Consider the following 1,263-nt stretch of genomic DNA (forward strand, 5'->3'; position numbering starts at 1 on the left):
TTCGATACAGCCCTAGTCTGCCGCGTTGTGAAGAGGATCGTTTCCGCTCTGCTGGCTCTCGGCTGTGCGGCCGCCCTGTCCGCGTGCACCAGCAACGAGGACAAGTTCGTCTCGGAGCTCAAGGCGGCCGGGTTCGGCAACCCCGGCAAGCCCAGCACGGAGACCGAGAAGAAGTCCAAGAAGATCGGCAAGCGCACGGTCAAGTCGTCGCAGAGCACCATCGAGGTGATGGTGCGGGTGAAGGGCTGCGACCTGGAGATGGCCAAGATCTCCGGGCAGTCCGGCTACTGGCTGGACGAGCTGCACGTGAAGGGCCAGGAACCGGACTGGCCGAACTACCCGGAGAACCTGACCCGCGACCAGGTGGTCAAGCTGCTCGCGGACAACTCGGCCAAGCCGGACGGTTTCAAGGACTGCTACAAGCCGAACGAGGCCTGAGTCGCGCCTGTGGTGAAATGGCGGGGTGAGTGTTGCCCGCGATGAGCGCAAGGCCCTTGTCGACCTGATGACCGAGCTCGGCCCGGACGCGCCCACGTTGTGCGGCACCTGGACGAACCGGGACCTGGCCGCGCACCTCGCCATCCGCGAACGCCGCCCGGACACCGCGCCGGGCATCCTGCTCAAGCCGTTCGCGAAGTGGTCGGAGAAGGTGCAGGACGACTACGCGCACAAGGCGTGGGGCGAGCTCCTGGAACTGGTGCGCACGCCGCCGTTCTGGATCCAGCCGCTCGACTCGTACATCAACACCACCGAGTACTTCGTGCACCACGAGGACGTGCGCCGCGCACAAGCCGACTGGGAGCCACGGCCGTACGACGGGAAGCGCGAGCACGTGCTGTGGAAGTTCCTGCCGTTCACCGCGCGCATGACGTACCGGTCGTCGCCCGTGGGCGTCACGCTCGTGCGGCCGGACGGTGCGCACATCGTCGCCAAGCCGGGGGCGAACGGCGTGGTGATCACGGGTGAGGTGGCGGAGCTCGTGATGCTCGCGTTCGGGCGCGACCAGGCCCGCGTGGAATACAGCGGGGACGCCGACGCGGTCGAACGAGTGCGGTCGTTGAACCGAAGTGTCTGATCTCGGGTAGTTTCTGCGCATGCCAGGAAGCCCGTACGCAGGGCCGGACCGCCCGTTCGGCCGCGTTCTCACCGCTATGGTCACGCCGTTCGACTCTCGCGGCGAGGTCGATCTCGCCAAGGCGCAGGAACTGGCGAAACACCTGGTGGACCTGGGCAACGACGGCCTGGTCGTCAACGGCACGACCG

Annotated in this window: 3 protein-coding genes; all 3 read left to right on the forward strand. The window is 66.8% G+C overall.

What is annotated here, in order from left to right:
* Positions 1-27 precede the first annotated feature (27 nt).
* Positions 28-438: a hypothetical protein gene (locus UK23_RS28390; protein WP_045314723.1), complete on the forward strand. Its 411-nt coding sequence runs from the start codon at positions 28-30 to the stop codon at positions 436-438.
* Positions 439-463: 25 nt separating this feature from the next.
* Entirely contained in the window at positions 464-1,075 is a 612-nt protein-coding gene (locus UK23_RS28395) for a TIGR03085 family metal-binding protein (protein ID WP_045314724.1), read from the forward strand.
* Between the two features lie 19 nt (positions 1,076-1,094).
* Positions 1,095-1,263: dihydrodipicolinate synthase family protein (locus UK23_RS50630; RefSeq protein WP_196777928.1), on the forward strand; the 169-nt coding region annotated here is incomplete at its 3' end.

The sequence above is a fragment of the Lentzea aerocolonigenes genome (assembly GCF_000955955.1).
GTDB lineage: Bacteria > Actinomycetota > Actinomycetes > Mycobacteriales > Pseudonocardiaceae > Lentzea > Lentzea aerocolonigenes_A.